The organism is Corynebacterium sp. TAE3-ERU2, assembly GCF_019209955.1.
Classification (GTDB): domain Bacteria; phylum Actinomycetota; class Actinomycetes; order Mycobacteriales; family Mycobacteriaceae; genus Corynebacterium; species Corynebacterium megadyptis.
Map to the genome: position 1 here is coordinate 1 of NZ_JAHUTL010000007.1, position 22,844 is coordinate 22,844.

17 protein-coding genes are annotated in these 22,844 nt (G+C 63.8%); 10 read left to right on the plus strand and 7 right to left on the minus strand.

Annotated features, from left to right (window positions below):
• Positions 1–72 precede the first annotated feature (72 nt).
• The 4 genes from KRX12_RS09950 to KRX12_RS09965 all read left to right on the plus strand — a co-directional run bounded on the left by KRX12_RS09950 (position 73) and on the right by KRX12_RS09965 (position 5,686).
• Entirely contained in the window at positions 73–1,059 is a 987-nt protein-coding gene (locus tag KRX12_RS09950) for an endonuclease/exonuclease/phosphatase family protein (RefSeq protein WP_218366536.1), read from the plus strand.
• A 605-nt stretch (positions 1,060–1,664) separates the two neighbouring features.
• A complete protein-coding gene (locus tag KRX12_RS09955; RefSeq protein WP_218366537.1) occupies positions 1,665–3,392 on the plus strand; it encodes a thioester-forming surface-anchored protein in 1,728 nt (575 codons plus the stop codon).
• A gap of 179 nt (positions 3,393–3,571) precedes the next feature.
• Positions 3,572–4,768 (plus strand): acetyl-CoA C-acyltransferase, encoded by a 1,197-nt coding sequence (locus KRX12_RS09960; RefSeq protein ID WP_218366538.1) that lies wholly within the window; start codon positions 3,572–3,574, stop codon positions 4,766–4,768.
• A gap of 147 nt (positions 4,769–4,915) precedes the next feature.
• Positions 4,916–5,686 (plus strand): enoyl-CoA hydratase, encoded by a 771-nt coding sequence (locus tag KRX12_RS09965; RefSeq protein ID WP_218366539.1) that lies wholly within the window; start codon positions 4,916–4,918, stop codon positions 5,684–5,686.
• A 90-nt stretch (positions 5,687–5,776) separates the two neighbouring features.
• Here the strand turns inward: KRX12_RS09965 and KRX12_RS09970 are convergent, their stop codons facing one another.
• Positions 5,777–7,537, minus strand: coding sequence for an AMP-binding protein (locus KRX12_RS09970; RefSeq protein WP_218366540.1), 1,761 nt, complete (start codon positions 7,535–7,537; stop codon positions 5,777–5,779).
• A 181-nt stretch (positions 7,538–7,718) separates the two neighbouring features.
• Between KRX12_RS09970 and KRX12_RS09975 the strand changes: the two genes are divergently transcribed.
• Entirely contained in the window at positions 7,719–9,299 is a 1,581-nt protein-coding gene (locus tag KRX12_RS09975; protein ID WP_218366541.1) for a succinic semialdehyde dehydrogenase, read from the plus strand.
• Positions 9,300–9,305: 6 nt separating this feature from the next.
• Here the strand turns inward: KRX12_RS09975 and KRX12_RS09980 are convergent, their stop codons facing one another.
• On the minus strand, positions 9,306–9,890 hold the full coding sequence (locus KRX12_RS09980; RefSeq protein ID WP_218366542.1) for a TetR/AcrR family transcriptional regulator: 585 nt from the start codon (positions 9,888–9,890) through the stop codon (positions 9,306–9,308).
• Positions 9,891–10,037: 147 nt separating this feature from the next.
• On the opposite strand from KRX12_RS09980, the gene KRX12_RS09985 reads away from it, so the two are divergent.
• Positions 10,038–11,246: an acyl-CoA dehydrogenase family protein gene (locus KRX12_RS09985; RefSeq protein ID WP_218366543.1), complete on the plus strand. Its 1,209-nt coding sequence runs from the start codon at positions 10,038–10,040 to the stop codon at positions 11,244–11,246.
• Positions 11,247–11,275: 29 nt separating this feature from the next.
• Entirely contained in the window at positions 11,276–12,040 is a 765-nt protein-coding gene (locus tag KRX12_RS09990) for an SDR family oxidoreductase (protein ID WP_218366544.1), read from the plus strand.
• Positions 12,041–12,355: 315 nt separating this feature from the next.
• Here KRX12_RS09990 and KRX12_RS09995 read toward each other — a convergent pair whose 3' ends face one another.
• Positions 12,356–13,858 carry a sodium:alanine symporter family protein gene (locus KRX12_RS09995; protein WP_255549180.1) on the minus strand — a complete coding sequence of 501 codons (1,503 nt, stop codon included), beginning with the start codon at positions 13,856–13,858 and terminating at the stop codon, positions 12,356–12,358.
• Positions 13,859–14,053: 195 nt separating this feature from the next.
• On the opposite strand from KRX12_RS09995, the gene KRX12_RS10000 reads away from it, so the two are divergent.
• Complete coding sequence (locus KRX12_RS10000; RefSeq protein ID WP_218366545.1) at positions 14,054–14,740, plus strand: GntR family transcriptional regulator; 687 nt, start codon at positions 14,054–14,056, stop codon at positions 14,738–14,740.
• A 268-nt stretch (positions 14,741–15,008) separates the two neighbouring features.
• On the opposite strand, the gene KRX12_RS10005 is transcribed toward KRX12_RS10000, so the two are convergent.
• The 3 genes from KRX12_RS10005 to KRX12_RS10015 are packed head-to-tail and all read right to left on the minus strand — an operon-like array spanning position 15,009 to position 19,527.
• Entirely contained in the window at positions 15,009–16,100 is a 1,092-nt protein-coding gene (locus tag KRX12_RS10005; protein ID WP_218366546.1) for an acetoin utilization protein AcuC, read from the minus strand.
• A gap of 6 nt (positions 16,101–16,106) precedes the next feature.
• Positions 16,107–18,845, minus strand: a complete 2,739-nt coding sequence (locus KRX12_RS10010) for a GNAT family N-acetyltransferase (protein WP_218366547.1) — start codon at positions 18,843–18,845, stop codon at positions 16,107–16,109.
• A 4-nt stretch (positions 18,846–18,849) separates the two neighbouring features.
• Positions 18,850–19,527 (minus strand): PolC-type DNA polymerase III, encoded by a 678-nt coding sequence (locus KRX12_RS10015; protein WP_218366548.1) that lies wholly within the window; start codon positions 19,525–19,527, stop codon positions 18,850–18,852.
• Between the two features lie 434 nt (positions 19,528–19,961).
• On the opposite strand from KRX12_RS10015, the gene rplJ reads away from it, so the two are divergent.
• Positions 19,962–20,477: a 50S ribosomal protein L10 gene (gene rplJ / locus KRX12_RS10020; RefSeq protein ID WP_151528984.1), complete on the plus strand. Its 516-nt coding sequence runs from the start codon at positions 19,962–19,964 to the stop codon at positions 20,475–20,477.
• A gap of 140 nt (positions 20,478–20,617) precedes the next feature.
• Positions 20,618–21,004: a 50S ribosomal protein L7/L12 gene (rplL, locus tag KRX12_RS10025; protein WP_151528983.1), complete on the plus strand. Its 387-nt coding sequence runs from the start codon at positions 20,618–20,620 to the stop codon at positions 21,002–21,004.
• Positions 21,005–21,120: 116 nt separating this feature from the next.
• Here rplL and KRX12_RS10030 read toward each other — a convergent pair whose 3' ends face one another.
• Positions 21,121–22,794 (minus strand): hypothetical protein, encoded by a 1,674-nt coding sequence (locus KRX12_RS10030; protein WP_218364562.1) that lies wholly within the window; start codon positions 22,792–22,794, stop codon positions 21,121–21,123.
• Positions 22,795–22,844 lie beyond the last annotated feature (50 nt).

The following is a 22,844-nucleotide window of genomic DNA, read 5'->3' on the forward strand; positions in this document are numbered from 1 at the left end:
GTGGTTAAGAATTAAGGGGTGCCGCTGATGAGAAGGGCTGGCGCTGTCTTGGTACAGCTCGCCCTGTGGAGCATGCTCGGAGCCTGTGGCCTCGTCATCCTCGTTCCCCACTGGGCACCCGCCCGCTGGTTGAGCACTCGCCTCGGCGGCGCCCAGCTGATCGCGTTTCCCTATCTCATGGCTGCAGGCGGGCTTGTGTGCGGTCTCGTTCTGCTGCTCCAGGCGGTGGTGCGGCGCCGCACCACCTTCCGGATTCTCGAGGCGATAGCGGGCGTGATAACGGTGGCGTTGGCGACCGTGTTGGCCGTGGTTCCCGTGCCTGCGCCTGCTCGTGGCAGCCTACCTGCACCGCCGCCGGATGCGGCCTCGGAGCTGACGGTGGTCACCTTAAACAGCCAAAACACGCTGTCTGCCGCCGGCTTTCAGGCACTCGTGGCCGCAGCGGATCCCGATATCGTCGTCCTGCCGGAAGCAGAGCGCTCCCGCGTGGACGCCGCGGTACAGGGCAGCGAATTTGAGCAGGCCTTTATCGATCCCGCCCCTGAGCACTCGGCACGGGGGCCGGCGGCCACCCAAGTGCTTGTGCACCCTCGTCTCGGCTCGGTCGCCCCAGCTGCGGTCCCGTCCTTTGACTTGGAGTCGAAGGCGGCGACGATCACCCCGCCTACGGGGCAGAGCTTCCACGTAGCCGGTGTGCACCCCGTGCCACCAGTGCCTTTTCTCATGGAGCGGTGGCGGCAGCAGACGCAGGCCTTCATCCGCTATGGGGAGACACTTCCTGGCCCCGTTCTCCTCGCCGGTGATTTCAATGCCACTCTCCGACACGGTCCGCTGACCCAGCGGCAGCGGCTCATCGCCGCCAGCGAAGTATGCGGACGGAATGCGGTCGGGACCTGGCCTGCCCAGGTTCCCTTCGGTTCCACATGGCAGAGCCACCCCCTACGTACCCCTATTGATCACATCTTCGTCTCTCCCGAGTTTCATGTTCGGGGCTGTTCCACCATGGCCGTGGGGAACGCAGATCATCTCGCGTTCATCGTCCGCTTATCGCGAAGCTAGGGCACATCTAGGTCTCTGTAGAGCTTATTCAGGCCGCCCGACAGGTAAGTATAAGCTAAAACACAATGTATGCTAGACTGTGACAAGCTCCACTCATCGGACCTCCATGTCTGTGACCACCTTCATATGTGCTGGTGGGGCGATAAAAAAGCCCATACGCTGGGCACATGACACTCTATCTATATATGTAAGGCGCGTCCATGGTCGGGCCGTTCACTGATGTGGCGAACGGTTCCGATAGTTACCAATCCGTGACCTAAGTAGGCTTTGCGGGCAAGCCTGTGTGCTGCAAAAATAGCGCTTCATCTGCGGTTTACCACATTATTAGTGTCCGATCGGGCATTCCGTCCAGGTTGAGGCTAAAAAGTGGACATTTCAACAAGAATAAATGTTGTAAACAGTGCAGGCTTGCCGCAGCCTGAAAAAGGTATTAGATTTCCACTTCATCGCCATAGACATCCCACGTGTATACGAGATGTGTGTGTTATGGCTCAAAAAACAATCCCGGTGTCCACGGGCGGTACACCTATCCGCCCGGATCGCTGCCGGATCGAATACTGAAAAGCAGGAGAACATTGAACGCTTTAAGAACAAGCTGGGCGGCCGTGCTGGTCGCCATCACCTTGCTCATGGGAGTAATTGCGGTGGGCCTCCCGGCTACCGCTCACGCCGAGGAGCAGGACTACCGCGGCTTCAGCGCTGAGGAACCCTTCAGTCACTACCGTGTCACCGAATGGACCGGACAGAACGTTGCCGATAGCGACGGCGAGGTGGCATTCTGCTTCAACCAGCGCCTGCAGCCTCCGACCTCTGGCGAGTCGAACTATCCGGTACGCATGACCTCGTCCTATGATCTGCTCAAGGCCTCCAACAAGCCCGGTTCCGGGACGAGCTCGGCCTTCGATAACAGCGACGAGTTCAACGATGCCATTCTGCGCACCATCTACAATGGCTACGGCTTCGATGCAGCTGGTATCAAGGATCGCTTCGGCCTCAGCGAGGGCGACTTCTACCACGCCACCCAGCTCGCTGTATGGCGCTACACCGACAACATGTTCACCGCCCGTGGCACCAAGGAGCCCAGCGCTGACTCCTTCGCCGCCGTCGATGACATTGCTCGCCAGAACTTCAATGTGGCTCGCGCCGCTGCCGCCCTTGTCGGCCAAGATCCTGAGGTGCAGCTGGAGCAGCACCCGGACGACGCCGTTATCCGCGTCTATGTGACCGATCAGACCCCGCGCCGTGCGGGCACCGTCGATGCCGAAGCCTTCCAGAACCTGCTTACCGTGGAGATGACCCACGGCAAGGATGGCGAGCGTGTGGTCGTGGACGATAACAAGAAGGAGACCCAGAAGGAGGAGGAGCGCACCCCCTCCGCTATGCGCACCACCGTCTCTGTGGAGGGTGAAAAGGCCTCCGCAGACGCAGCCGTGGAGCTCGACGCCGCCGAGGTGGACGAGGCAGTGCATGTGGTCGATACCATTGACTACGAAGGCTTTGAGCAGGGCAAGGAGTACACCTTCACCGGTGAACTCATGGACCTAGGCGATGATCGTGTTGTCGCTAAGGCCACCCAGGTGGAGACCGTGAGCGAGGCTAAGGGCAACGTCAAGGTTGATTTCGGCAAGGTCACTCTGGAGCCCGGCCACTCCTACGTTGTCTTTGAAAAGGCAGTACGCACCGAAGCCGGCGAGGCTGTCGAAGGTGGGCACGAGGTTCTGCACCAGGACCGCGAGGATCGCGCACAGACGATCGTTGTTAAGTCTGCCCCCGTTGTGCCTGAGCAGACCACCTCTGAAGAACCGATGCCGTCCCAGACTCCGGAAAAGCCCACCCAGGCTCCGGTAAAGCCCTCCTGCCCGAAGAGCCCCGAGTGCGCTAAGCCCGAGGAGCCCAAGAAGGACGAGCCTAAGAAGGACGAGCCTAAGAAGGACGAGCCGAAGAAGGACGAGCCGAAGAAGGACGAGCCGGCTAAGGAGACTGAGCGCGAGGAGGAGAAGTCCGAGACCACCGAGTCCGAGACCTCCACTCCGGAGGAGACCACTTCTGTGAACTCCGAGACCTCCGAGTCCACCACCCCGTCTTCCACGACTCGCTCGGTGGCCGCTCCCGGTACCTCCACTGCCGAGAAGCCGATCCGCACTCAGGGTTCCGCACCTCACACCACGGTGCCTCACACCACCGCGGCTCCCTCGAAGTCGGCAGCTAAGGAAGAAAAGCGCCACGGCCTAGCTAATACCGGTGCCTCGGTGATCACCATGAGCATCATTGCTCTCGTGATGATCTTCCTCGGCGGCACGCTCCTCTTGGTCCGACTGCGTAGCCGCGACTAGGAGAATACGTCGACAAGCGTCACGTGATTAATAAAAGCTTCAGGGCATAGCCTTCCACTGCGGGGGCTGTGCCCTTTGGCGTTTCTGGAGATACCCACAAAGATGTGGCGTGGATCTCATGGTGGCGGTACGATAGAGGTTCACAACGTACACCTTGTGTTTCTCCATCGGGAGGCCCCATGACAATCACCGCGGATACGGACATCGTCATTGTCGGTGCTGCACGCACCCCTACCGGCCGCATGCTCGGTGCACTTTCGCAGCTCAGTGCGCCTGAGCTGGCAGCGATCGCCATGCGCCACGCCCTTGAGAGCGCGACTATTCCCGCCGCCGCAGTCGACGCGGTGATTCTCGGGCATGTGCTCAGCGCGGGCGTAGGGCAAAACCCCGCCAAACAAGCGGCATTAGCTGCCGGTATTTCTCCGCGGGCGCACACCGCGAGCGTGAATAAAGTATGTCTCTCCGGCTTGAGCGCGATTATCGACGCCACCCGCATGCTGCGGCTCGGGGATGCCGAGGTGGTGGTGGCTGGTGGAATGGAGTCCATGTCCCAGGCCCCGCATCTACTCATGGGCAGCAGGCGGGGCACCACCTTTGGCCCGCTGCACACTCTCGATCACATGAGTCACGATGGGCTGAGTGCGGCCGACCTGCATATCTCCATGGGGGAGCTCGCGGAGTCGCACGCGCAGCGCTATCCCGCGAGCCGCGAGGAACAAGACGAGGTGGCCGCGCGCTCGCATCAGCGGGCCGCCCGCGCCACCGCGGAAGGGTGCTTCGACGCCGAGATCGTTCCCGTTCTCACCTCTTCCCGCGAGGGGGAGGTCCTGCTCAGCGAGGATGAGGGAATCCGCCCCGAGTGCACGGCCGATACCCTCGCGCGGTTGCGTCCCGCCTTTGCTGCCGAGGGCACGCTCACGGCGGGCAATTCCTCACAGATCTCCGATGGGGCCGCGGCGGTGGTGCTCACTCAGCGGCGTATCGCTGCGGAGCAGGGTTGGACTGTCCTTGCGGTCGTGAAAGCGCATGGGCAGGTCGCAGGCCCCGATAACTCCCTGCAGGAACAACCGGCGCAAGCAATACTGACCGCTCTATCAGCCCAAGGTTGGCGGGCGAGTGATCTCGACTGGGTGGAGATCAATGAGGCCTTTGCCGCGGTGGTCGTGCACTCGGCGCGGGTGCTGGGAATCGAGCCTGCGGTACTCAATCCCGATGGTGGGGCGATTGCTCTCGGGCATCCGATCGGTGCCTCGGGGGCGCGGCTGGTGGTGCACGCCGCCCAGGCGCTGCACGCCGGGCGGGGCCAGCGGGCGGGAGTGAGCCTCTGTGGCGGTGGCGGCCAAGGCGAGGCCCTGCTGCTCGAGCGCGCCACCTAGCAGGCGGCGATAGCTCAGGGGGCGATGCCCTCTCTCAGCAGTTGTGCGTATCGTGGCAGATACACCGCCGTGGCGCGTTTCCCGAGGGGCGTTGTCCCACGAGCGAGCTAATAAAACTACCTATCACTCTGAACTCGAAGGAGAGCCATGACCGAGACTATTGTGTGCGAGACCCGAGGCCGTGTTGGCCTGATCACCCTCAATCGCCCCAAGGCGCTCAACGCCCTCAACGATGCCACCATGCGTGAGGTCGTTGCCGCGGCCCAAGCCTATGACGCAGACGATGCCATCGGCTGCATCGTGATCACCGGATCAGAGAAGGCCTTTGCGGCGGGGGCGGACATCAAGGAGATGGCCGAGCAATCCGCCACCGACATGTACCGCAGCAACTGGTTTGCCGAGTGGGACGGGCTCACCGCCGTGCGTACCCCCGTGATCGCCGCGGTGAGCGGCTATGCCCTTGGCGGCGGCTGTGAGCTGGCCATGATGTGCGACTTCATCATCGCCGCTGAGTCCGCCCGCTTCGGGCAGCCGGAGATCAAGCTGGGCGTGCTGCCCGGCATGGGCGGTTCCCAGCGGCTCACCCGCGCGGTGGGCAAGTCCAAGGCCATGGACATGTGCTTGACCGGGCGGATGATGGATGCCGAGGAAGCCGAGCGGGCCGGTTTGGTCTCTCGCGTGGTGCCCACGGAGTCCCTGCTGGAGGAGACGCTCGCGGTGGCCGAGGAGATCGCCGCGAAGTCTCTCGTTGCCGCCACGATGGTCAAAGAGGCGGTCAATGCCGCTTTCGAAACCACCCTGCAGCAAGGCGTGCTCTTCGAACGCCGCGTCTTCCACTCGGCCTTCGCCTCCCAGGATCAAAAGGAAGGCATGGACGCCTTTGTGAACAAGCGCGACGCCGAGTTCACTCACCGCTAAAAACCGTCGCGATGGCACAGCACGCGCCCACCCCGAGCATTCGGGTGGGCGCGTGTTGTGTGTCCAGGTGGCTGAGCAGCGAGACCGCTTTTAACCTTTGAGTGCGGGGAAATCGCTATCGGCCCACTCTGTGGCCACCGTCGAGGCCCCGGCATCCGCCTGGTGAATGTCCATCTCTCGGCGCCGCAGATCCACGCGCCGAATCTTGCCGGAGACGGTCTTGGGAAGATCGTGGAACTCGAGGCGGCGAATCCGCTTATAGGGGGCAAGTGCGGCCCGGCAATGCCGCAGAATGCTCTCGGCAGTCTCGGCGGTGGGCTCATAGCCGGCCGCGAGAATCACATAGGCCTTGGGTACCGCGAGGCGAATCGGGTCGGGGGAGGGCACCACCGCCACCTCGGCCACGGCCGGGTGCTCGATCACCGCAGACTCGAGCTCGAAGGGGGAGAGACGATAGTCCGAGGCCTTGAACACATCATCAGCGCGGCCAATATAGGTGATATAGCCGTCCTCGTCCCGCTCAGCGATATCGCCAGTGTGATAGAAGCCATCGCGGAAGGTCTCGGTATTTTTCGCGGGATCGCCATAATAGCCTGGGGTGAGCCCCACAGGGCGCGGGTCGAGGGAGATACAGATTTCTCCATGATCGCCCTGCTCATCGGTGGCGGGGTCTTTCAACACGATCTCGAAGCCGGGCATGGGCCGGCCCATGGAGCCAGCCTTCACAGGATTGCCGGGGGAGTTGGCAATCTGTAGCGAGGACTCGGTTTGGCCGAAGCCATCGCGGATGGTCACGCCCCACTTCTTTTCCACATGGCTGATCAGCTCTGGGTTCAGCGGCTCGCCGGCGGCCACCACCTTCCGTGGCGGGGTGGTGAGAAGATCTAGATCGGCCTGGGCCAGCATGCGCCACACGGTCGGTGGGGCACAGAAGCTGGTGACCTTCTCCTCGTCCATCTTCTGCATCAGGGCGGCGGCGTCGAAGCGCGCATAGTTATAGAGGAAAATGGTGGCCCCGGCGATGAAGGGGCCGAAGAAGTTCGACCACGCATGCTTCGCCCAGCCAGGTGCTGCCACGTTGAGGTGCACATCCCCCGGCTCGAGGCCGATCCAGTACATGGTGCTTAAGTGGCCCACCGGATAGGAGGTGTGGGTATGCTCCACCAGCTTCGCCTTGGAGGTGGTGCCGGAGGTGAAGTAGAGCAGCAGGGTATCGTCCGCGCCGGTTGCCTCGCTGAGCTCGAACTCCGTCGGCGCGTGGAAGGACTCGGAATACTGCACGGTGGGATGGGAATGTTGTGCCGGTGGTGCATCGCTGCCGCCTGGGCCGATTTGGATCACGGTGAACTCGCCGTCTACGTCGTTGAACTTCTCGGCGTCTTCGGGGTTCGCCACCACCCACGTCACCTCGGCGCGGGTGGTGCGATCCTGCAGATCCGCCGCCCCGAGCATCGCGGTGGCCGGGTTGAGCACGAAGCCGCCGCGAATGCAGGCGAGCATCGTCTCCCATAGTTCCACCTGGTTATTGAGCATGAGCATCACACGGTCGCCGCGGCGCATGCCGATCTGCTGAAACCAGGCGGCGAGCTGGGTGCTGCGTTGCGCCAGCTCGGCGTAGGTGCGGCGGGTATCGGAGCCATCGACCTCGGTGATCACGAGGGCTTCGCGCGTGGCGGAGTCGGGGTGGGTGGCGAGATAGTCGAACCAGTCGCTGGCAAAGTTGAAGGTCTCGAAGCGGGGCCAGTGGAAGCCGGCGCGCGCTGCGTCGTAGTCCTGCTGGTGTTCCACGAGGAAGTCGCGGGCCGCGAGAAATGCGCGGGTGGTGTCGTTGGGGCTTATCGCCTGAGCCATGGGTACTCCTTCGCTGGGCGGGTGTAGCGCGGATCAATATTCATGAGTCGATGTGATGTGAGTCTCAAGCCTAAACGAAGATGTTCCAAAATGATACGGTTTCGCCAAAAAATGTACTGATGTGTGCGTGAGCTGCTGGGCAGAGCGCCGGCAGGGCAGTGGAGTTGGTACTCTCCGAGGCATGATGCCGCATCGTCTCGCCCTTGGCCCCCTGCCCACCGATCTCGCCGCGTCCCTCCGCCAGCTCACTGTGCCCGCGCGGGAAGGTGCCGGCGAGCGGGAACGCATCCCGGTGGAGGCCCCTTTCACTGGCCAGACGATTGCGTGGGTTTATGCCGGCACCGAGGAGGATGTGGTGGAGGCCTTCGCTCGGGCGCGCAGCGCCCAGGCCGCCTGGCGCACGGTCTCCCCAGCACAGCGCCGCGTGATTGTTGAGCGCTTTCATGACGCCGTTCTCCGCCACCGAGACCTGCTCTGCGATATTGTGCAGCTGGAAACCGGCAAGAACCGCGCCTCGGCCTTCGATGAGGTCATGGACGTGGCCACCAATGCGCGCTATTACGCCCGCCATGCGGAGAAATTCCTCGCCCCGCGGCGGCGTCGTGGCGCCATGCCGGTGCTCTCGCGCTCGCGGGAGTACCACCATCCTCATGGGGTGGTGGGGCAGATCAGCCCCTGGAACTATCCGCTCTCCTTGAGTATCTGCGATGCACTTCCTGCCCTCTTGGCCGGTAATGCCGTGGTGCTTAAGCCGGATAGTGCCACCCCGTTTACGGCATTGCTCGCCTACCAGTTGCTTTTCGACGCTGGCCTGCCTCGCGACCTGGCACAGATCGTCACCGGCTCCGGCGCGGTGGTCGGCGGCGCCGTGGCGGAGCAGTGCGATTATTTGATGTTTACCGGCTCGAGCGCCACCGGCGCACTCTTAGGCGAGACGGCGGGGCGCCGCCTGATCGGCTACTCGGCGGAGCTAGGCGGGAAAAATCCGATGATCGTCTGCGCCGATGCCGACCTCGACGCCGCGGTGCGCTGCGCCATCGATGGCTGTTTTAGCAATTCTGGCCAGCTGTGCGTGTCGATTGAGCGCATCTATGTGGAAAAGCCGGTGTATGCGGCCTTCCGCGATGCTTTTGTGCAGCGGGTTAAGCAGCTCTCCCACGTGCGCGGTTTCGCTTGGGATGCGGATATGGGCTCGCTGGCCTCGGCCACCCAGCTGGAGAGCGTGCACTCCTTTGTGGAGGACGCCCGCGCTCACGGGGCGCAGGTGCTCGCCGGCGGACGCGCCCGCCCCGATCTGGGCCCCTATTTCTACGAGGCCACCGTGCTCAGCGATGTGCCGGAGCAGGCGCAGCTGCGCACCGAAGAGGTCTTTGGCCCGGTGGTGTATCTCCAGCCGGTGGAGGATGTGCAGGAGGGGATCGCCGCGGCCAATGACACACGCTATGGGCTCAATGCCAGCGTGTGTGCCGCTCCCGCTACCGCCTGGGAGCTGGCGCCGCAGGTGACTTCGGGGTCGGTGGCGATCAACGATGGCTACACGGCCGCGTGGGCGGCAATCGATAACCCCATGGGTGGCAGGAAGGACTCCGGGCTGGCGCACCGGCATGGCCGCGAGGGCATGATGAAATACACGGCCGCCCAAAACATCACCGAGCAGCGCTTCCTCTCCATTCGCGGCCCGCAGCGGCTCTCGCGTCGCGGCTATGCGCGGATCATGACGGCGGCGCTGCGCCTGGGCAAGGCGCTACGGCTGCTGCCCTAAGCTGGCTCAGCTCGCGTCGATGCCGTGCAGGATAATCCCGCCCAAGACCTGATAGGTGTCTTGAATGGGCAGGGTGTGGGCGTATTCCCCCGCCTGGATGTGGGTCATGGTGGCGTCGATAAGCGCGGCTAAAAAGGAGGCCGGTACCTCGCGAAACTCCCCTGCCTGCATGCCGTCGGTGATGATGCGCTGGATTTGGGCGGTGGCCGCGCGGGTATTGGTGATGTAGACCTCGGTGGCTACCGGCAACGTGCACATATCGTGCATGAATTCTTGGGACGCCGGCTGCAGGGCCTCGGACATGGCATTGAAATAGCGCTCCAATGCTTGTCGACGACTCCCTGCGTCCCTGATCGCCGCAGTCGTGTGCTCGGCCACGTCCCGAAAGAAACTCACCAAAACCCGGCGGATGATCTCATCGCGCGTTCGGCCCACCGCATAGATGGTGGACTTCGAGCAATGCAGGGTGCGCACCGCCTGATCGATGGTGAAATCAGCGAAACCGTGGGCGAGAAAATCCTTGCGCAGGGTGGCAAAAAGCTCCTGTTGGCGTGGGGTCAGCGGGGCGGCGACGGGGGCGGTAGTGGTCATGAAGTGAGGGGCTTTCTAGCGCAGGATCTCGGCAAAGGGCTGTACATTCCACGCAGCAACTGTACAATTCCTGAATAAACCGTACTTTGTGTTCTAGGACACACATGCTGTTGTGGCTTTGTCCTTGTTTCATCTTAGGAGCACCCCATGTCCCACCCGCACGCCGGACTCCCTACTGATCCCGCCCTGCTCGCGAAAGCACATATCCCCGAGGCCGATATCCTCGCCGTGGCACACATGCTGGACGAGCAGGAGCGCACCCGTCTTGCCGCCCTCCACGATGTCCTGCAAACACAGGTGCGCCCCGCGGTGGGCGAGTATTGGGACCGCGAAGAGTTCCCCTTCGATCTGCTGCCTCTGCTCGCCGAGCACGGATTAGGCGAACTCGAATTCTCCGGCGCTTCACGGCTGTTCAAAGGGCTCGCCTATGCCGAGGTCACCCGCGCCGATGTCTCCCTCTCCGCGCTGGTCGGCATTCACAATGAGCTGGTCGTAGACCTCATCAGCCAGCTCGGCTCCGACGAGCAGAAGAACAGGTGGCTGCCGGGGCTGCGGCGCTTCGACAACCTCGGCTGTTTCGCCCTCACCGAACCGGAGCATGGCTCCGATGTGGCAGGGGGCCTTGCATTAAGCGCCGAACGCACCGCAAACGGCTGGGTGCTCAACGGTGCCAAGCGCTGGATCGGTGGTGGCACCTTCGCCGACTTTGCCATCCTCTTCGCCCGCGATGTTGCCGATAGGCAGGTCAAGGGCTTCATCGTGGAGTTGGACGCGCCCGGTATTACGCGAAGCAAAATCTCGCGCAAGATGGGCCTGCGCATCATGCAGAACGCGGACCTCGTCTTCGACCACGTGGAGGTGCCAGACTCTGCGCTCATCCCCGGAGCGGAATCCTTCGCCGCCACCAATGAGATGCTGCGCAACTCCCGTGCCTGGGTGGGCTGGCAGGCCGCAGGGATTCAGCTCGCCATGTTCGACCGCGCCCGCCACATCGCGCTGACGCGGATCCAGTTCGGCACCCCCATCGCCGCCTTCCAGCTGGTACAAGAACAGCTCACACGAATCCTCGGCAATGCCACCGCCACCTTGTCCATGATGGCCTCCATCGCACGGCTCCAAGAAGAAGACGCCTTCGATATGCCCCACGCCGCGCTGGTCAAAGCCACCGGCACCCGCCTCGCCCGGGAATCGGCGCAGCTAGCCCGCGCTATCGGCGGCGGCAACGGCATCCTCACTGACTATGAGGTCTCCAAACTGCTCAACGACGCCGAGATCCTCTACACCTATGAGGGCACCTATGAGATCAACTCGCTCATTGTTGGTCGCGCCGTCACGGGTATATCCGCCTTCGTCTAATAAGCCCTGTACAGATTTAAGGAGCAGCCATGCAGATTGAACCAGGAACCGTTGCCATCATCACCGGAGGAGCCTCCGGGCTGGGGGCGGCAACCGCCCAGCGCCTGCAGCAGCGCGGCATGACTATCGCGGCCTGTGATCTTCCCGATGCCATCGATGCCTGTGAACAGCCGCTCGACGGGGTGCACTACATTCCGGTGGACGTCAGCGATCCGGAGCAGGTGCAGGCGGCAGTGGACGCCGCCGCCCGCCTCGGTGAGATCCGCGTGGTGGTGACCTGCGCCGGGATCGCGCCCTCGAAGCGCATCGTGGGCCGGGCAGGGGCCCACGATCCCGAGCTCTTCGCGAAGGTGATCAACATTAACCTCTGGGGCACTTTCTCGGTGGTGGCAGCGGCCGCGGCCGTAATGGCCCAGCAAGAACCGGTGAACGAGGACGGCATTCGCGGCGTCATCCTCATGACCGCCTCGGTGGCGGCATTCGAAGGGCAGATAGGCCAGGCAGCCTATGCGGCCTCCAAGGGCGGGGTGCATGCTCTCACCCTCACCGCCGCCCGGGATCTGGCCCGCAGCGGTATCAGGGTGAACGCCATCGCGCCGGGCGTGGTGGCTACCCCAATGATGGCCGCAATGCCCGATAGTGTGCGCGAAGAACTCGAAGCGCGCGTGCCCCTCCCGGGGCGCATGGCGCACCCGCGAGAATATGCCGCGCTCGTAGAAAGCATCGTGGACAATGACTATCTCAATGGAGAAACCATCCGCCTCGATGGTTCTTTAAGGATGCCACCGCAGTAGGCAGTAACTCCTGCCCAGGCCGCGGGCTGCGAGAAGCCAACAAGGTAACCGAGCGGACAGGAATGTGGGGAAAGAAGCGCCGAAAAAAGATCGCCACCCCTTGTGCCTGGAGTACTGGGTGCTGCAGAACAGCACCCCCAGGCCAGTGGTGGCGGTGGGGAGAATAACGAGAATCTCCCCGTGGAGGGCGCACAGTCCGTTCCGCGGCCCAACCCTCCGGCGAGCGGAGAGACAGGCGCGTATCAGCGGAAGATGCACTCGCGGCTCGGGGCGTCCGAGCTCACGCGAGGGCACGGAGTTGCGCGTGTGCCTGAACTAATCGGTGTTCAGCATCTTTACTTGCTCCGGCTCGGGAGCGGGTTCCATCTTGCCGGCGGCGGTGGCCTTGCGGTAACCGGCGATTTCGCGGCGCAGCGGCCCGGCCAGCAGGTAGATACCGAGAATATTGGGGATGGCCACGAAGAAGAAGGCGGCGTCGGAGAAGCGCACGACGGTGTCCAGCGACACGGCTGCACCCACCACAATCATGATGAGGTAGCCGATCTTATAGGCCATCTCGGCCTTCTTGCTGTTATTGAACACATAGCCGGCGGCCTTCTGGCCGTAGTAGGCATAAGACAGCAGGGTGGAGAAGGCGAAAATCACAATGCACAGCGAGAGCACATAGGTAAAGCCCTGGTTCACGGTGGCAAAGGCGCCGGTGGCCATCATCACGCCCTCATCGCTGGCGTTCTGGTACACGCCAGTGGTGATGATTGCCAGGGAGGTGAGAGTACAGACCACAACGGAGTCGACGAAGGGCTCCCATGCGGCGGTCAGGCCCTCCTCGGTGGCGTTCTGGTTCTTGGTGGCGGAGTGCGCGAAGCCAGCGGTACCAACACCGGCAACGTTGGAGAACAGCGCTCGCTGGATACCGATCACCATCACACCGATCACACCGCCGGTCACGCCCTCAGGGGTGAAGGCGCCGGAGATGATGAGGGAGAAGGCGCTTCCCAGCTTGTCAAAGTTCACTGCGAGCACGGTGAGAACACCCACCACGTAGAGCACCGCCATCAGCGGAACCATGCGGGAGGTCCAATTGGAGATGGACTGGATGCCGCCGATGATCACCACGGCAGCGGGGATGGCGAGGATGACGCCAATCAGCCACGCATTGCCGCTGAAGAAGCTCTCCGAGCCACCGGTAATTTCGATAACGTGCAGGGCCACCTGGTTTGCCTGGAAGATATTGCCGGCACCGAAGGCGGCAATGGCGAAGCCGATGGCGTAGGTCATGCCCAACACCTTGCCCAGCTTGGCCTTGCCCACGGAGGCGAGGCCATCGCTGAGGTAATACATGGGGCCACCGGAGATGGTGCCATCGCTATTGACGCGGCGGAACATCTGGGAGAGGGTGGCCTCGGCCATCTTCACGGCCATGCCGATCACGCCGGCGAGGACGATCCAGAAGGAGGCGCCGGGGCCGCCGGCACCAATGGCCACGGCCACACCGGCGATATTGCCGAGTCCCACCGTTCCGGCGAGCTCGGTAGCAAAGGCTTGGAAGCTCGTCACCTCGCCCGGGTCAGATTTCTTGGCCAGCCGGCCGCGAATAACGTGCATCGTTTGCGCCGCATCGCGGATGGGGCGGACGCGAAGAAAGAATGTGCAGAATAGTCCCGCGAGGAGTAGCCATACGACCACGAGGGGCAGCTGGGCGCCGCCCACGGGGATGGAGAAGAACACGACCTTCTCCATAACGTCCACGATTGGTCCGAATACGGACTGAATAACGCTGTCGACTGATTTCGCTTGCGACAAGGTGACGTAATCCATCACCATGAATCTCCTTTCACATGAGCACACACGGCGCCGGAGCGACGGCGTGGTGCAGTCTTCTTTGCCTGGTTTGTGCCTCACTGCATAGGCACACGGCCCTGAGACGTGGAGCTCAGTTTATGTTATATATAACCTAAAGGCACAAGTTGTGGGTCCTCATACGTCCGGTATGGGGCCATAGAGGAGGTGTGCATGTCCGACGTGGAGGGCTTTGTCGGCGAGGAGGGGCAGACCTGGAGCACCTATAAGTCGTGGGTGGAGACGCATATTCGGCTCTTGCTGCTGCAGGGAGATATGCAGGTGGGGCAGATCTACTCGGCGAATGCCATGGCGAAGGAGCTGCAGGTGTCCAACTCGCCGGTGCGGGAGGCCATGATGAGCTTGACAGAGCGTGGTCTGCTGGAGCTGGTGCGCAATCGTGGTTTCCGCGTGGTGCGGCTCGGCAGTACGGATGTATGGGAGATCTACCAGCTACGTCGGCTCTTGGAGGTAGAGGCCGTGCGCACGGTGGCGGCAGCGCGGCTGACATCAGAGCAGGTCACGAACATAGAGGAGTATGCGACACATGCCGATGAGCTCTCGACGGGGGCGAGTGCTGGAGGCATGTTCGACTATCTCGAGGCGGATCACCACTTTCACCTCTACTTGGTATCGCTGACGGGCAATCAGCGGTGGGTGGAACTGCTGGGGCGGCTGCGCGATCAGTGCCGGGTGAACGGGCTGCATGCGCACGCGCCGCACTATGGCTCGACGGCGGCCGCGCCGGGACGCCATGTCGACATCGCGGATGCGGTCATTACCCGTGATGTGCGGCGGGCGGTGCAGGCGATGGAGGCACATCTGGACTATCTGAGAATGGCGGCAGAGGACAATATTTAGCGCGTTATCGCAGCGCCGCCGAGTGTGGCGATCCTTGCCCGCGCGGACTATGAGCTAGAACACGTCTAGGTGTCTGGTTATCGATAACGGGGCCATATTCCTGTGAGGGGGATAAATGCGCCGCGCTGCCCGGGGTGTCATGGGGGCATAGTTCTCTCAGCTTTGCCCCGCGCTGGGGCCGTCACAGAGACCAGGTGTGGCCCTAGGGGCTCGGATAGGCGGCGATGCCCCAATAGGGAAATACCGCCTTGGAGGTCGCCACCATGGCCTAGCAGCGCGGCCCGCCGATGACCTCGGTGGGCTCCACCCCCGCCAGATCGGCCCACGAATCGCCCAGCGTGGTCGAGGTAGGCACCACCCCGTGGCGGTGCACTCGGTTCTCCCATCCGGCGGGCATGGGCGTGGCCATGTCGAGCTCCACCCCGGCGACTACGGCCAGGAGCGCCGCCCAGCTGCGAGCCAGCGAGTCTCGGTGGTAGCCGCCACCGCCGAGGGCCACCCAGCGGCCCTGGGCATAGCGATCCGCCCATCGCCGCACCGAACGTGCGACCATCTCCATGGCGTTGACCGACAGCCCCATGTGGGTCAGCGGATCGGTGCGATGCGGGTCGGCACCATGCTGGGAGATGATGATCTCTGGGGCGAAGCGTTGGAGCAGCGGCGGGATGATGCCGTGAACCGCGCGCAGCCATTCCCGATCCGTGATGTCTTTTTCCACGGCCACATTGACCGCGGTGCCCAGGGCCTGCGGTCCCCCGATATCCCCGGCGAATCCGGTACCGGGGAAAAGATACAGCCCCGATTCGTGGACTGAGATCGTCAGCACCCGTGGATCGTCCCAAAACATCTGCTCCACCCCATCGCCGTGGTGGGCATCGACGTCCACATAGGCCACCCGCTGGGCGCCATGGCGCAGCAGCCACTCAATGGCCGCGGCGGCGTCGTTAAGCATGCAAAAACCAGAAATTCCCCGTCGCTGCGCGTGGTGGAGCCCGCCGGCAATATTGACCGCCCGTGTGCAGTGGCCCTCCCACACCAGCTGCGCGGCGGTGGTCGAGGCGGCCACGATATCGAGCGCCACCTCGTGGATTCCGGCGGCGAGGGGATTGTCTTCGGTGCCCCAGCCATAGGCGGGATTGGGGGTGAGCTGGCCGAGCGCCGCCAGATAGTCGGGGTCATGGATCCGGCGCGCCTGCTCGCGGTGCTGGGGCAGCGGAACGGCGGTATCGCAGAGCGGCAGCACGCCAAGATAGTCCGCCAGCTCCACGGCTAGCCGTACCCGGTCTGGGCCCATGGGGTGCTCGCGCCCAAAGCTATAGCTATACAGCGTTTCCGAGTGCAGCAACACAGGTCGGGACATGACGCATCACATCGCTCGAATCAGGGGATCGCGGGAGCGGGACTGTGGCTGCACCACCACGCGCGCGCCCACCACCTGGGCGCCGTGGGGGCTGGCGATCACTGGCGTGAGCTCGATCTCCGCGACGCTGGCCAGATCGTCCTTCAACTGGGCGAGCTGCACAATAATGCGCTGGAGTGCATCCAGATCGGCGGCTTCGGTGCCGCGATAGCCGGTGAGCAGTGGGGCAGTGGCAAGGTGAGTGATCATGGCGCGGGCCTCTGTCTCGCTCAGGGGAGGGGTGCACCAGCGACGATCCTCATTCAGCACCGCCGCGGCCGAGGTCAGCCCCAGCGAGATCATCGGGCCCAGCACGGGGTTTTCGATACCGCGCACATTCACTGCAGTGCCGGTGGACACCGTCGGTTGCACCACCGGGTGCAGGGCCTGGACGGCCTCCTCGGCGGTGGCGGCCAGCCCCAGCTCCACGCCCAGCTGGCCGAGCGCATCCCAGGCGCGGCGCAAGGAGGCGAAATCGTTGATCGCGCGGTGGATGGTGTGCAGCTCCGGGCGGCCGCGTACCTGGGCGGCGGTGGCTTTCAGCACCACATTCCAGCCGAAGCCCTCGGCGGCGGAGTGGGCCTCATCCACTGTGCGGGCCGGCTCCCAACGCACCAGCTCAATGCCATAGCAGGACAACAGCTCCGCACAATCCTCATCGCTGAGTGCCCCGCCCTCCGGTGCGGCCGCGAGCGCGCGCTCGATCACGGCGGTGGCACGTCCGCGGTCGAACCCGGCGCTATCCGGCTGCTCATAACGCTGCTTCGCCTTGACCTCGGCGGTCTCCACGATCACCCCGAGTGCTTCGAGGGCATCGGCATAGTTCCGGAAGAGCGGCACCCCGGAGCATCCAGTTTCCGCAGAGAGGTGGGCGAGACGCTCATCGAAGCCCACCACGGCGGCAAGGAGCGGAATAGCGGCGTCGGCGGCTAGGGCGTGCAGCTGCGGCAGTACGGGGGCGATGATCGGCTCGCTGATCTCTACCGCGGCACACAGCACCGCATCGCAGTCGCTACGGAGGGCCTCTGCGGTGGCGGCGACCAGTCCCGCCACTGGTTCCCCGCGCACGGTGACCGCCTCGGCCACCAGCCCGAAACGGCCCGCGGCCTGGGCCATCTGCTCGCTCAAGCCCGCCGAATTGGAGATCACCGTCACCCGGCGACCGCCCGGCGCCGGTTGGGAGGAGAGGATGCGCGCGATATCGAACATGGTGTCGCGCCGGGACACCACCATCGCCCCGGTGCGGCGAATGACCTCATCGAAGGCGGCGGCAGGGGCGTGCACCTCGGAATCCTGCGCCGCGGAGTCGTGGGCCGCGGCGGCGGGCAGTGCCGAGCGCAACGCGCGGGAGGGGCTAAACACCACCACATGCTTGTCCACGGCGAGGCGGCGGAGCAGTCGGAAGAACTTGCGCGGGTTACCGATGGCATCGAGGCTCAGCAGCGCGATGGAGGTGGCCTCATCGGCGCTCCAATACTGGATCACGTCATTGCCGGTGACATCCGCGAAAGCGCCGGAGGCGAGAAAAGAACTAATCCCAATGTTGAGCTCCACCGCGCGGGCGAGAGCCAGGGTGGCCACCCCAGCGGACTGGGTGAACAGTCCCACCGGCCCACGCTGCGGGAGCGGCGCCGGGGTGGCGTTGAGACTCACCTTGGGGTCAGTATTGATCAGCCCGAGCGAGGCCGGTCCGAGGGCGCGTATGCCGCGGGCGCGGGCCGCACTCAGCACGTGGTGGGCGTCCGCGCTACTCAGGGAGGGGTTCTCGCCCCGCGCCAGCACCACGATGCCCGTGGCCTCTTTCGCGGCGGCGGTGGCTAGGAGTGCATCAAAGCTTTCTTGCTCATAGTGGGCCACCACCAGATCGATGGGGCCGGGGATGGCGGCGAGTAGCTCGGGGGCTGCGGGGGCTGCGGGAGCCGCCGGGGCTGGATCCTCCGCCGCCGGTGCGGGGGCGTGCACCGGCCCCGTGCTCACATGTACCTGCCCGCGGAAATGCGAGGAGAAGATGCGGCTAATGAAGGCCTGCATTCTGTCGCTATCGCCCACCACCGCTACGGAGCGCGGGCGCAGCAGCCTCGAAATCGCGGCGGCCTCGGATTTCTGCTCGCGTTGCAGCATCACCTCGCGGGAACGGTCGGTGGGGTCGATCTGAAAATCGACGGTGATAAAACCGTCCTCCAGTTCAGGGCGAACCTCATAGCCGGCGCGGCGAAAGACGTGCACCATCGCGCGGTTCTGGGTGAGCATCTCCGCAAAGAAGCGCTCGACCTTATTATCGCGGCCCGCTTGTGCCAGATGTTCGAGCAAAATATTGGCCGCCCCCTTGCCTTGGGCATCGTCCTGGACCAGGAAGGACACATCGGCCACGCGCTGGGGCAGGAGCTTGTCCACCACCCCGTAGTGGGCGGTGGCGATGATCTGCTCGCGCATAGTGAGCACTAGCGTGACCGTATCGCGGTGATCCACCTGCACCCAGGAGTCCAAATCGCTCTCGCTGAGGGTGGGGTGGGCGCTAAAGAACCGCAAGTATTTCGAGGCATCGGAGACGCGCGTATAAAACTCCACCAGCAGCGGGCGGTCGCTGTCGCGTACCGCGCGGACAGTGGCCACGCTGCCGTCATAGAGGATCACATCCGCGTCCCAGGCGGCAGTGCTATCCGCGCCACGGGAGGGCTGTGCTGCGGGGGCGCTGTGGGGGCTCATAGTTTCACTCTAGCGAAGTAAAAGTATTCTGAGTCACACTTTGCTCGGACCGGCGGCGGCGCGGATAGCGGGGCGCTGCCATCGCGCGGAGCGCTGGGCTGAGTCCGTGGTGAAAGGCGAAGGTCTCGGTGGGTGGCGCTAGCTCTAGCCGTTGCATGCAGGCGGCGAGCAGCTCGGCAGTGGCGCGGGCATCAGCAAGCGCGGTGTGTGCGGCGGCATTGTTAATGCCGGCCATCTCCAAGAGCGTGCGCAGGCTGCGGGAAGGAGAGCTGGGATAAGCCGCATGCCCGAGCACGCAAGTATCGAGGTAGTGGCAGCGGAGTGGTGCGAATTCCACCTCCACCGCCGCAAACTCGCGGCGTAAAAAGCGCAGATCAAAGGGGGCATTATGGGCGACGAGCACCCGCTGATCCAGCAGCTCGGCCAGTTCGGCGGCTACCTCGGCGAAGCGCGGGGCATCGCGCACGTCGGCGGTGCTAATGCCATGGATCGCTGTGGTGGGAATGGCGCAGCCCGGCTGCACGAGACTTTCCCATTCCCGCAGGATCGTCCCCCGCGCATCGCTGATGACCACCCCGATTTCCACCACTCGATCGCGCTCGCCCAGCCCGGTGGTCTCCAGATCAACCACGGCGAATTCCACATCCGCAGCGGGGCGCGGGGCCGGGGTGGCGGCGGGCATGACTGATCTCCTGAAGCGTTCGGCAGCGGGTGGACATCTGTGAGTGTAGGCCCCGGGGCAGACAGCGTCCGCTCTTGGGCGCACGGGTGTGCGAGGGCCGGTGGGGGTGTGGGGCTGCACGCGTCGATAAGCGAAGGAACGCTGAGCATATTTGACTTCTGCTGCGACAAGGGGATAGGTTAAGCAGTCGAAGTTTGAGCGGCTCGCCTCATCGGCGGGTCGCGACAAGTTTCACCGAAGACCGTCGGTCATCCGCCCAGCCTGGGCGGGTCGAAGGTGCTGAAGTGATTCAGCCGGCCCACGCAGGAGACACTTGGAATCATGCCTTTCAGTAGTGAAAGGGATATGCCCTGTGCTCTTGCACGGGGCTTTCTGCATCTGTGGGAAGCCTCGGCGGAAACGACACAAGACATATTGAGGAAGGAGGCGAAGTAATGGCTAACCCGAAGAACGCATCGGATCTTGCGGAGCTCAAGGCTCGCTTTGAGAACGCAGACTCCATTTTCGTCAGTGAGTACCGCGGCCTGTCCGTGGCTCAGATGACTGAACTGCGTCGTTCGCTCGGCGAAGATGTCCAGTACTCCGTCGCCAAGAACACCCTGATGAAGCTGGCTCTTAAGGATGCCGGCGTCGAGGGCCTCGACGATGTTTTCACCGGACCCACCGCAGTCGCCTTCGTTAAGGGCGAGGCAGTTGACGCTGCCAAGGCGATGAAGAAGTTCGGCGAAGACAACAAGGCTTTCGTCATCAAGGGCGGCTTCATGGACGGTGACGCGCTCAATGCTGAGCAGGTCTCCGCTATCGCTGACCTGGACAACCGCGAGGTCACCCTCGCGAAGCTGGCCGGCGCCATGAAGGGCAGCTTGGCAAAGGCCGCTGGCCTGTTCAACGCTCCCGCTTCTCAGGTGGCTCGACTCGCTGTCGCGCTGCAGGAGAAGAAGGAAGACTAACCCTGAACTTTTGCAGCTTGTCGACGCCATCCCGGCGGCGACATACCGCGAAAGTACACACTCATTACACCTAGATTCACCTCGGCGGCCGCGCACTGGCGCCACCGCTGGGGAGGAACACTACCGAAAGGATTGCCATCATGGCTAAGCTCACCAAGGACGAGCTCATTGAAGCTTTCAAGGAAATGACCCTCATCGAGCTCTCCGAGTTCGTTAAGGAATTCGAAGAGGTCTTTGACGTCACCGCTGCTGCTCCGGTTGCTGCTGTTGCTGCTGCTCCGGGCGCTGAGGGTGCCGCTGCTGCTGAGGAGAAGGACGAGTTCGACGTCGTTCTCGAGGACGCTGGCTCCAAGAAGATCGGCGTTATTAAGGCTGTCCGCGAGATCGTCTCCGGCCTGGGCCTGAAGGAAGCCAAGGAGCTCGTTGAGTCCGCTCCGAAGGCTATCATCGAGGGCGCTAACAAGGACGACGCTGAGGCTGCCAAGACCAAGCTCGAGGATGCCGGCGCTAAGGTCTCCCTCAAGTAAGGTCATTTCCTTTTCTCCGCTGCCGCCGCGCGTGGCAGCGTGAGAAGGTACATGCCTAAAAACCTCCCCGCACTGTAGGTGCTGGGGAGGTTTTTGCTGTGCCCGAGGGCCTGCGGCTAGCGCTCCACGGCGTGCAGCGTGGCGGTGTCACTGATGAGCGGGGCCGCGAGGTTCGGCACCGGGGAGTTGATAATCTCCATGGTGTTCGGGGTGACCTTCAGATACACCTGATGGAACTGCTCATCGCCCAGATAGTCCCGCAGGAAGCGCGCCAGGGCGGGATCGTTGGCCGCGGCGCTGCGGGTGGCCTCGGGCACCTCAAAGGCGGCCATATAGTTGCGCGGCACAGCCTGCACCAGGCCTGCCGGGCGTGGCCCAAACTCGCCCTCGATGGGCAAGGTGCGCATACTCAGCGCCGAGCCGAGACGGCCATCGATAGTGTGCAGCACGAGGGGATAGCGGCGCCCATTGATCTGCAGGTCCACCTCGCGGGAGGGCGAGGCATAAGCAAACTCATCTACCTCCAGGCGGGCGGCGTCGCTGAGCGATCCCGCATAGGAGAAGGGCGAGGCAGGGGCGAGAGTCTCGTGGGAGCGATCATAGGAGGAGTTCTCCAGCAGCGTGCCCTGCAAAGGCGCGTCGGTGGGGGTGAACTCCCACTCGCTGGCGCGCAGCTGCTTATGCCAGTAGCCGGTGCGGCCCGCGTGGCGGCCCTCGACCCGCAATTCCCGCTGCGCCGAACCAGCGGCGGTGGAGTGGATAGAGATGCGGTCGGTGATCTCGCCGGGGATATGCGGCTGCTGGGCCCAGTCCTCGGCTGGCAGCCCAATCGGGGCGGTGCGAGGATCCAGCCGGTGGCGCAGCGCATCGGGCGCGGCGGGGCGAGCATCCTCGCCCCACGTGTAGCGGAACTGGGCCGGATCGGAGCCGTTGATATCAAAATCCGACAGGCGAGTGTACATATCGCCGTACTTATTGGTGACAAAGATGACCGAGCCGCCAGCACTGATGCTGTGCACGCGGAAACGCGAGTTCAGTGGGGTGCCCACCTCATAGGAGTAGTCGCGGGCCAGCCACGGATCGAGGGTGTAGATCCGCGAGCCATCCTCGCTCAGCGCCACCACCTGGGTGACCTTCGCCAAAGAGATCGGCTGCTGCTTGCCATCGGGGGTGTCATACCAGCGGTCGGTGTGGGTGCCGATCACGCTCAGCGCCCAGCGGCCCGGTTCCGTGGTGGGGGAGCGGTGTCCCTTCCCCAACCAGACCGGCCCGCCCCACGCCCGGATCCAGCCCCAGCGGCTGGGGCTGGATAAGAGATTAGACAGGGTGTACATCCACCCCGCGTCATCGAGGGCCACGAGCGCATCTTCGTTGAGCGAGATGCCCACGATTTCCCCACGCAGGCAGTCGGGAGTGGGCAGCTGCCGCCAGACCGGATCGCCCACATGGCGCACGGCAAGCTCGCCGTGGCGCAGCGCCACCTCCACCTTGTCATTAAAGCCCTGGGTATTATCGCGCAGCACCACCTGCTCGGGAAGCCCTGCAGGATCGGCCACCGGCAAGTCCTCATAGCCCTCATCGCCGAAATCCGGCGGCACCAGCCCCAAGGGGAACTGCCCATAGCCCTGGGCCGGATTACCCAGATGCGGCACACAGGCACGGGGGCCAGCCGAGTCGGGAAGAACCGGCTGCGGGCTATCGCCCACGGCCTGGGCGGTGGCGGTAGCGGTGGGTACGAGCGCGAGCGTGGCGCAGAGGGTGAGCAGGCGGCGGCGCAGTGTCGAGGTCATGGGAACAACTCCTTGGTCGCGGGCGGCGCGGATGGTGGGCGCGGGGCGCA

What these genes read in the sequence shown, in the direction of transcription:
- KRX12_RS09950 (WP_218366536.1), top strand. Translation starts at nt 73, where the DNA reads ATGCTCGGAGCCTGTGGCCTCGTCATCCTCGTTCCCCACTGGGCACCC.
- KRX12_RS09960 (WP_218366538.1), top strand. Translation starts at nt 3,572, where the DNA reads ATGACAATCACCGCGGATACGGACATCGTCATTGTCGGTGCTGCACGC.
- KRX12_RS09965 (WP_218366539.1), top strand. Translation starts at nt 4,916, where the DNA reads ATGACCGAGACTATTGTGTGCGAGACCCGAGGCCGTGTTGGCCTGATC.
- KRX12_RS09970 (WP_218366540.1), bottom strand. Translation starts at nt 7,537, where the DNA reads ATGGCTCAGGCGATAAGCCCCAACGACACCACCCGCGCATTTCTCGCG.
- KRX12_RS09975 (WP_218366541.1), top strand. Translation starts at nt 7,719, where the DNA reads ATGATGCCGCATCGTCTCGCCCTTGGCCCCCTGCCCACCGATCTCGCC.
- KRX12_RS09980 (WP_218366542.1), bottom strand. Translation starts at nt 9,890, where the DNA reads ATGACCACTACCGCCCCCGTCGCCGCCCCGCTGACCCCACGCCAACAG.
- KRX12_RS09985 (WP_218366543.1), top strand. Translation starts at nt 10,038, where the DNA reads ATGTCCCACCCGCACGCCGGACTCCCTACTGATCCCGCCCTGCTCGCG.
- KRX12_RS09990 (WP_218366544.1), top strand. Translation starts at nt 11,276, where the DNA reads ATGCAGATTGAACCAGGAACCGTTGCCATCATCACCGGAGGAGCCTCC.
- KRX12_RS09995 (WP_255549180.1), bottom strand. Translation starts at nt 13,858, where the DNA reads ATGGATTACGTCACCTTGTCGCAAGCGAAATCAGTCGACAGCGTTATT.
- KRX12_RS10000 (WP_218366545.1), top strand. Translation starts at nt 14,054, where the DNA reads ATGTCCGACGTGGAGGGCTTTGTCGGCGAGGAGGGGCAGACCTGGAGC.
- KRX12_RS10005 (WP_218366546.1), bottom strand. Translation starts at nt 16,100, where the DNA reads ATGTCCCGACCTGTGTTGCTGCACTCGGAAACGCTGTATAGCTATAGC.
- KRX12_RS10010 (WP_218366547.1), bottom strand. Translation starts at nt 18,845, where the DNA reads ATGAGCCCCCACAGCGCCCCCGCAGCACAGCCCTCCCGTGGCGCGGAT.
- KRX12_RS10015 (WP_218366548.1), bottom strand. Translation starts at nt 19,527, where the DNA reads ATGCCCGCCGCCACCCCGGCCCCGCGCCCCGCTGCGGATGTGGAATTC.
- rplJ (WP_151528984.1), top strand. Translation starts at nt 19,962, where the DNA reads ATGGCTAACCCGAAGAACGCATCGGATCTTGCGGAGCTCAAGGCTCGC.
- rplL (WP_151528983.1), top strand. Translation starts at nt 20,618, where the DNA reads ATGGCTAAGCTCACCAAGGACGAGCTCATTGAAGCTTTCAAGGAAATG.
- KRX12_RS10030 (WP_218364562.1), bottom strand. Translation starts at nt 22,794, where the DNA reads ATGACCTCGACACTGCGCCGCCGCCTGCTCACCCTCTGCGCCACGCTC.